Raw genomic sequence first — 8,039 nt, forward strand, 5'->3', positions numbered from 1 at the left:
ACCGCTATTTTATACGTATTGCAAGTTAAGTAAACAGTGGGCAATCTTGCCATTTGTAGTAGATTCTGAAGCTAAAAGATTTTTACATTCATTAAAAAAATCTACTATCCTCGTAACATAAATGAATAAAATTTTAGCAACTTGTCCATGCTTAATAACAGTTAACTTGAATTATCTATTTATATAGGGAGTTGGAAAAGTTTATGAAACAAAGACAAGACGCATGGTCTCAAGAGAATGATTTATTACTAGCGGAAACAGTTTTAAGACACGTACGCGAAGGAAGCACACAGCTAAATGCTTTTGAAGAGGTTGGAGATAAGCTCAATCGTACTTCTGCTGCATGTGGCTTCAGGTGGAATGCTGTTGTTCGTCACGATTATGAAAAAGCACTGCAATTAGCGAAGAAGCAACGAAAGCAACGGATGAGAGCGCTCGGTAAAGGTCAGCCTGTTAAAAAACAGCTTCTATATTCTCCAGAAGTTCCTAGTTTGGATATTGATGAGCAAGAAGAACTGACGATGATGTCAGCTTTAGAGAGTCATATGGCTGAGGTAATGCCAGAGGATGAAGATGTAAAAACGAATTTACCGTTGCAAACACAACCTACTAAACAAGTAGTTCCTACTAGTCAACCATATACAGTTTCAAACCAATTAACAATGGACCAAGTCATTTCGTTTTTACAAACGTATAAAACAAAAAATGAGCATTCTGAAGCATTACTAAGTGAGAACCAGCGTTTAAAACGTGAAAATCAAGACCTTATGTCTGAAAATGAAGATCTGAAGAAAAAGGTAGAAAAACTCGAGAAAGATACTGTTACTGTTCAAGAAGATTATGAGACATTAATGAAGATTATGAACCGTGCAAGAAAACTCGTATTATTTGATGAAGAGGATCGTTCAGCACCGACAACGTTTAAAATGGACCGTAATGGTAATTTAGAGAAGCTAGCTGAATAATAGAGATTATGAAAATGGGATTATTAGCATAAAGCAATTCTCACTAGATTAAAGGATTCTAATTTAGACTTGGTGACTTTTCTCATAGTAATCTACTTGTATGCATTGTGCTTTATATGATGTAGTCGTTCTGGTTGATTTCCGCTACAGTACTCGCTTTCCGCGGGGTGGGTGCTGAGCCTCCTCGGCGCAAACGCCTGTGGGGTCTCAGCTCTCCCACGCATCCCGCAGGAGTCTCGCACTTCCTCTCCAATCAACCTTTACATAATGTGATAAATAAACAATCCCTTAGTAAAAAATCTTTATGAAATGTTTAGATTTTACTAAGGGTATTTTCGCCATGTCCCGATTTAATTAAATTATCCTTTTATACACTGTATATTTACATATTTAGTACACCCGTTCTTATTATATTGACTATCACCAACGGAGGTGAAATCGCGCTTGCTAGAGTCATTTAAACATTTTCATCGAAAATCACTGTAAGTTTATCAACAATACCTCTTAATATATTGAAACCAATTGAAGTCAGGTAGCGTATAATTAACTATTATGAATAGATTTATTAGCAAAGGTAGGTACAATATGGAAACAAAAGATTGGTTAGAAGGGGAGCTTCTGAAGATTGAAGAGTGGGAGCAGGATCAAAAGGGACTTTGGTTTTGGGAAAAGCTTGGGAGACTTCCATTTAAATTACTAGATAAACTTACTCCTGCGTTTATCCAAAAGAAAATTGGTGTTTTATTAGATGAACTTGGTCAATATGTACAGACTGGTGGTCAATATTTAACCCAAGAACAGGTCGTTATGAAAAAGTTACAAAAACATGCACAAACTGATAACTTAGAACTAACTGACGTTGCAACACTTCCAATAGAAACAATGGATGCAGTTAGCCAGGATTTAAAGACAAGTCGAAGTCAGGTAGCAACAGTCCAAGGTGCAACAACAGGTTTCGGTGGAGTCTTCACACTTGCGATTGATATCCCCGTTATCCTTGGTCTTTCCTTAAAAACATTACAAGAGATTGCAATTGCCTACGGGTATGACCCTAAACAACGTGAAGAACGGGTTTTTATCATTAAATGCCTTCAATTTTCATCTTCGGACGTAGTTGGCAAAGAGGCAATCTTAAACGAATTATCTAGTTATTATAAGCGGGACAAGGAGACAAACAAAGAAGTCATTTCACAGCTTCAAGGCTGGCGCGAGGTTGTGTATACATACCGTGACCAGTTTGGCTGGAAGAAGCTATTACAAATGGTTCCGATTGCAGGAATGGTATTCGGGGCATTGACAAATCGTTCGATGATAAATGACTTATCAGAAGCTGGAATGATGCTTTATCGAAAAAGAAGAATACTAGAAAGGCTAGAACATAATGAAGAGGCTATCTAATGAGACAGCCTCTTCATTTTATTTAGGATTACAAGCCATAAAAAAGTTTATAACTCGGTTGAAGGTATATCGCTACTAATTATCAGCTAATTTTGAAAAGACCTTTTCATTGCGTTCAATCATACGAACAAGGTTCGTCTCAAACAAAAGCTGCTCATCTCCTGTTAATGAAGAAGGAATTAATTGATTACTATATTGCTTCAATGAGGTTAATAGCTCAAATAATACCGTTTCGATTGTAAAGTGTTCATGTAATAAATCATTTAAGGATGACATCGTCTCAGGAATAATCGTTGGAAAGGTAAACTTTGTTTGTTCTCCCTTCAAGGCATGCCGATAAAATTCTCTAATGTGACCTGCCCTTTCTTCGCCACTTCCTGATACACAAAGATAAATTTGCACTGCAACGCCTCCACGAAGCCGTCGTTGTGAAATACCTGCGAACTTTTTGCCATTAATACTTAAATCATAACTGCCTGGACAATACGAACCAGTTATTTCACGTGCTTCTACCTTATCGCCATGTTCTTTTAGCATGCTCTTAATTAACTCAACCATCGCATCGTAGCCCCGGTTAATATCAATTCCTTTCTCAAGGTCAGGCAATATTAACGAAATATTCATGACACCTTTATCAAGAACAACTGCTAAACCGCCTGAGTTTCGAACGATAACGTGGTAGCCTTTACTTTTTAAATACTCAACCCCATCTTTCAAGTAAGGTAGCTTCGTATCCTGTATACCGAGGACGACCGTATCATGATGAACCCACGTCCTAGCCGTTGGTGGTGATTCTGACTTTCCTACACTTGCACAGAGAGTATCGTCAATTGCAAAAGATTGCTTTGCTTCAAATTGAGGGCCTAGACTTGATTGGTCAATTATGCGCCAAATTGGTTGGACCATTAATGAGTTTGTTGCTGTATCCATACTTTACTGTCACCCTTACACATTTTATAGACGTATTATATCAAAGAAACTTAAAAACATACGAAATATAGCAAAAGGCTGTTTTCGTAAACATTGTTGCTTTTAACTGAGTTGCCGTTTGGGTTTGTCTCCGCTACAGTACTCGCTTTCCGCAGGGTGGGTGGTGAGCCTCCTCAGCGTAAACGCCTGCGGGGTCTCACCTCTCCCACGCATCCCGCAGGAGTCTCGCACTTCCGCTCCAACAAACCCTTAAAAAGGTTAGTGCAAAAAGCCACAATCTTTTAGAAAAGAGCCTAGCAAAAAGACTCTATTCTTACAGTTGTAAGGAAAGAGTCTTTTCTATTACTACACAATTATTAAAGAATCTGTTTAAAATAGGCAATTGTATTCAACTACAGACAAATAAGTGTGGTTTTCACATACATAATACTAGATGTCGCCTAAGTTGGTGTTGATTATACTTGTGCAGCAGTAATCAATGCTAATTTATATACATCCTCTGCATTACAACCACGTGATAAGTCGTTAACAGGCTTGTTTAAGCCTTGTAAGATCGGTCCTACAGCTTCAAAATTTCCTAAGCGCTGTGCAATTTTATAACCGATATTTCCTGCTTCTAAGCTTGGGAATACAAATATATTCGCATCACCTTTAATCACTGAATCTGGTGCTTTCTTTTCAGCTACTGATGGAACAAATGCTGCATCAAATTGGAATTCTCCGTCTAATACTAGGTTAGGATTTAATTCTCTTGCAATATTTACTGCTTCCGCCACTTTTTCTGTTTCTGGAGATTTTGCAGAACCTTTAGTTGAAAAGCTTAACAATGCAACGCGTGGGTCGATATCAAACATTTTTGCTGTTTCAGCACTTGCAATTGCAATTTCAGCTAAATCTTGGCTATCTGGTGCAATATTAATCGCACAATCAGCAAATACATATTTTTCATCACCACGAACCATAATGAATACACCTGATGTTTTCTTAATTCCTGGTTTTGTTTTAATAATTTGTAACGCTGGTCGCACTGTGTCAGCTGTTGAGTGAGCTGCACCACTTACTAATCCATGTGCTTTGCCTAGATGAACAAGCATTGTACCAAAATAATTTTCATCTAAAAGGATTTTACGCGCATCCTCTTCTGTTGCTTTTCCTTTTCTTCTTTCAACAAAAGCTGCTACTAACTCATCCATCTCTGAATATTGACGGGGATCATTCACTTCAATTCCATCTAATGAAAGATTTAATTCTGCAGCCTTTTTAGAAATTTCTTCTTGATTTCCAATTAATATCGGTTGTAAAATATGTTCACTCGCTAGTCTATGTACAGCAGTCAAAATTCGCTCGTCCGTACCTTCTGGAAACACAATCTTAAGTTGTTGTCCGCTCACTTTATCTTTTAATGTCGTAAATAAATCTGACACAATAAAACCTCCTTGGATTTAAAAAGAAAATATTCTACTTTAAGCATACTCCACTTACTAGTAAAATCAAACTATTGACTAACAATATAACGCTTACAGTTAAAAGTTTTTACTTTCTAAATATTCACATATTTATGTTAGTCTATTACAGCAAATATTCTTTCCATTCAGCCAAGTGCCTACTCTTATCAATTTCAAAATGTTCAAGCTTTATCCATATTGGCGATCGGACAAACTATGATATAGTTAACATGTACTAAATTGAACATTACTATTAGGAGTGGATAATATATGAGTGAAGCAGCACAAACTTTAGATGGCTGGTATTGTTTGCATGATTTTCGTTCAATTGATTGGTCTGCATGGAAGCTATTAACGAATGAAGAGCGCCAAGAAGCACTACAGGAATTTAATGGACTACTTGCTAAATGGACAACAACAGAAGCTGAGGAAAAAGGAAGTCATGCAGTTTATTCAATTGTTGGCCAAAAGGCAGATTTCATGATGATGATTTTACGTCCAACGATGGATGAATTAAATCAAATTGAACTAGAATTTAACAAAACAAAGCTTGCAGAGTTTACGATTCCTACATATTCATATGTATCTGTTGTGGAACTAAGCAATTACTTAGCTGGGGAAAGCAATGAAGATCCTTATCAAAATCCACATGTTCGAGCAAGATTATATCCTAAGCTTCCACAATCCCAATATGCTTGTTTCTATCCTATGGATAAACGCCGTCAAGGAAATGACAACTGGTATTCCTTATCGATGGATGAGCGCCGTGAATTAATGAAAAGTCATGGTTTAATTGGCCGTTCCTATGCTGGTAAGGTTAAACAAATCATTACTGGTTCTGTCGGCTTTGATGATTATGAGTGGGGTGTCACTCTCTTCTCAGACGACGTTTTACAATTCAAAAAATTAGTATACGAAATGCGTTTCGATGAAGTAAGTGCTCGATACGGAGAATTTGGTGCATTTTTTGTTGGTACTCATTTAGATGCTGATAAGTTACAACCATTCTTCGAAATTTAATAAATTTTATCTACTATTTAAAGCTGATTTTTTTCAACCACGATGTTGAGGAAATTAGCTTTTTTCTGTTATACAAAAAAGTTTTATCCCGAAGTTCTCGTTTTCCGTTACTAGTTTCACACACATAATTGTCACTCATAGTCATAAGTTTCTTTCTCTATACATACCTATAAATGAGCAAAGATTGAGTAAAGGATTCCCTTTTCATTTTACTACCAGTCAACTGAGAATTTTATTAAAAAGAGGCAGGTGAGGAAAAATGGGGGTTATTCCTTATACAGAAGAAGATGTTAAATTACTTGCTCGACTATTACGTGCAGAGGGCGAGGGTGATGGTAATCTCGGCATGCTTATGGTCGGAAATACTGGTGTAAATCGTGTCCGAGCTGGTTGTTTAGATTTTAAAGATATTACAACAATTCGCAAAATGGTGTTTCAATCACCTGGTGGTTTTGAAGCAACTCAAAAAGGTTACTTTTATCAACGTGCACGAGAAAACGAAATAAATCTTGCTCGAAAGGTAATCAAAGGTCAAAGGCATCATCCTGCAAGCTTCGCACTATGGTTTTTCAAGCCATCTGGGACTTGTCCTGCCCAATGGTTCAACCAATGGAACTCAGGTCGATATAAATCACATTGCTTTTATTCTCCCGCTCAATCAGCTTGTCCAGGGGTTTATTAATTTAAGGAGGGATACAAATGGCAAATGAAAAGCGTCAAACTCAGCCTCAAACATTCGGATTTAATCCACAAGGTGCTCAAGGTGGTGGACAGCAGCAACAAATGATGCAAGGTGTAGGTGGCTTCCAACCTTATGCTACATATCCTTACCCAGGTCAGTTTAGCCAACAACAACCTGGCTTTCCAATGCAAGGTTTTCCACCACAGCAACAACCACAACAAGGTGTGGCTCAAAATATCCCAGGTATGCTCCCACTCGAGGAATCATATATTGAAAATATTTTACGTTTAAATCGCGGTAAAGTTGCAACTGTCTATATGACATTTGAAAATAACCGTGAGTGGAATGCGAAAATATTCAAAGGGGTTATTGAGGCAGCGGGGCGTGACCATTTAATCTTAAGTGATCCACAAACAGGTATGCGCTATTTACTGCTTATGGTATACCTTGACTATGTGACATTTGACGAGGAGCTTCAATATGACCTTCAATTTAATTTAGCATCTTATCAACCAAGATAGATTATTCCAAAAAAAAATGATGAGTATAGGCCAATGATTGAATTGTTGGCCTGTCCTCATCATTATAAATGACGAATTGCAATATACCCTATAAGGAGCCATCCTCCTAAGAATGACAATCCTCCCAATGGTGTGATTGCACCTAAGACACTAATTTGTGTAACACTTAACACATATAGGCTTCCTGAGAAAAGAATAATCCCAATAAAAAATAGCCATCCAGCCGCTGTTAATTGCCCGATGTTTCCTAGCTTGTCGATTAAGAAGGCAATAACAAATAAACCCCCAGCATGAAACATCTGATACGTAACTCCAGTTTGCCACGTTTTTATGTATTTTTCAGGTATTTTCCCTTCCAATCCATGTGCGCCAAAAGCACCTAACGCAACTGCCAAAAATCCATTAATTGCTCCTAAAATCAGAAATAATTTCACTTATCCTACACCTCCTCCACTACCATCATACCCTAGATTGAATGTCGGTGGAAGTTGCGGGACTGTTTAAGACTCAGGAAAAAGAATTGTGGGAAAATAGCAGGATCTTTATTTACCATAGAGGCTGGAAAAATGGAGCAAGGGGAAATTAGACGTATTCTTATTTACCGCAGGAGCTTGAAATTCGGTTCAAAGGGAAATTAGCTGTGTTTTTATTTACCGGTAAGACTAGAAAATCGGAGCAGAAGAAAATTAGACATATCCTTATTTACCGCAGGAGCTTGAAATTCGGTCCAAAGGGAAATTAGCTGTGTTTTTATTTACCGGTAGGACTAAAAAAGCGGAGCAAAGGGGAATTAGACGTATTCTTATTTACCGCAGGAGCTTGAAAATCGGTTCAAAGGGAAATTAGCTGTGTTTTTATTTACCGGTAAGACTAGAAAAGCGGAGCAAAGGGAAATTAGACGTATTCTTATTTACCGCAACAACTTGTAAATCAGTTCAAAGGGAAATTAGCTGTGTTTTTATTTACCAGTAAGACTAAAAAAACGGAGCAAAGGGAAATTAGACGTATTCTTATTTACCGCAGGAGCTTGAAAATCAGTTCAAAGGGAAATTAGCTGTGTTTTTATTTACCGGTAAGA

8 protein-coding genes are annotated in these 8,039 nt (G+C 37.5%); 5 read left to right on the forward strand and 3 right to left on the reverse strand.

What is annotated here, in order from left to right; translation table 11 throughout:
* The first annotated feature begins 203 nt into the window (after positions 1 to 203).
* Together J2S19_RS16250 and J2S19_RS16255 are read left to right on the forward strand one after the other, a co-directional pair.
* Positions 204 to 965, forward strand: coding sequence for an RsfA family transcriptional regulator (locus J2S19_RS16250; RefSeq protein WP_307344212.1), 762 nt, complete (start codon positions 204 to 206; stop codon positions 963 to 965).
* A 585-nt stretch (positions 966 to 1,550) separates the two neighbouring features.
* Positions 1,551 to 2,363, forward strand: coding sequence for an EcsC family protein (locus J2S19_RS16255; RefSeq protein ID WP_307344213.1), 813 nt, complete (start codon positions 1,551 to 1,553; stop codon positions 2,361 to 2,363).
* A gap of 75 nt (positions 2,364 to 2,438) precedes the next feature.
* On the opposite strand, the gene lipL is transcribed toward J2S19_RS16255, so the two are convergent.
* The gene (gene lipL / locus J2S19_RS16260; RefSeq protein ID WP_307344214.1) at positions 2,439 to 3,293 is read right to left on the reverse strand and encodes an octanoyl-[GcvH]:protein N-octanoyltransferase; all 855 of its coding nucleotides are present in this window, start codon (positions 3,291 to 3,293) and stop codon (positions 2,439 to 2,441) included.
* A 455-nt stretch (positions 3,294 to 3,748) separates the two neighbouring features.
* Positions 3,749 to 4,717 carry a phosphate acetyltransferase gene (pta, locus tag J2S19_RS16265; RefSeq protein ID WP_307344215.1) on the reverse strand — a complete coding sequence of 323 codons (969 nt, stop codon included), beginning with the start codon at positions 4,715 to 4,717 and terminating at the stop codon, positions 3,749 to 3,751.
* A gap of 291 nt (positions 4,718 to 5,008) precedes the next feature.
* Here pta and hemQ point away from each other — a divergent pair, with 291 nt between their 5' ends.
* The 3 genes from hemQ to gerQ all read left to right on the forward strand — a co-directional run bounded on the left by hemQ (position 5,009) and on the right by gerQ (position 6,961).
* On the forward strand, positions 5,009 to 5,758 hold the full coding sequence (gene hemQ / locus J2S19_RS16270) for a hydrogen peroxide-dependent heme synthase (protein ID WP_307344216.1): 750 nt from the start codon (positions 5,009 to 5,011) through the stop codon (positions 5,756 to 5,758).
* Positions 5,759 to 6,017: 259 nt separating this feature from the next.
* Entirely contained in the window at positions 6,018 to 6,440 is a 423-nt protein-coding gene (locus J2S19_RS16275; protein ID WP_307344217.1) for a cell wall hydrolase, read from the forward strand.
* Positions 6,441 to 6,457: 17 nt separating this feature from the next.
* Positions 6,458 to 6,961, forward strand: a complete 504-nt coding sequence (gerQ, locus tag J2S19_RS16280) for a spore coat protein GerQ (protein WP_370875160.1) — start codon at positions 6,458 to 6,460, stop codon at positions 6,959 to 6,961.
* Between the two features lie 62 nt (positions 6,962 to 7,023).
* Here gerQ and J2S19_RS16285 read toward each other — a convergent pair whose 3' ends face one another.
* A complete protein-coding gene (locus J2S19_RS16285) occupies positions 7,024 to 7,395 on the reverse strand; it encodes a DUF423 domain-containing protein (RefSeq protein WP_307344218.1) in 372 nt (123 codons plus the stop codon).
* Between the last annotated feature and the right edge of the window lie 644 nt (positions 7,396 to 8,039).

It is taken from the genome of Metabacillus malikii, assembly GCF_030813355.1.
GTDB classification, from domain to species: domain Bacteria; phylum Bacillota; class Bacilli; order Bacillales; family Bacillaceae; genus Metabacillus; species Metabacillus malikii.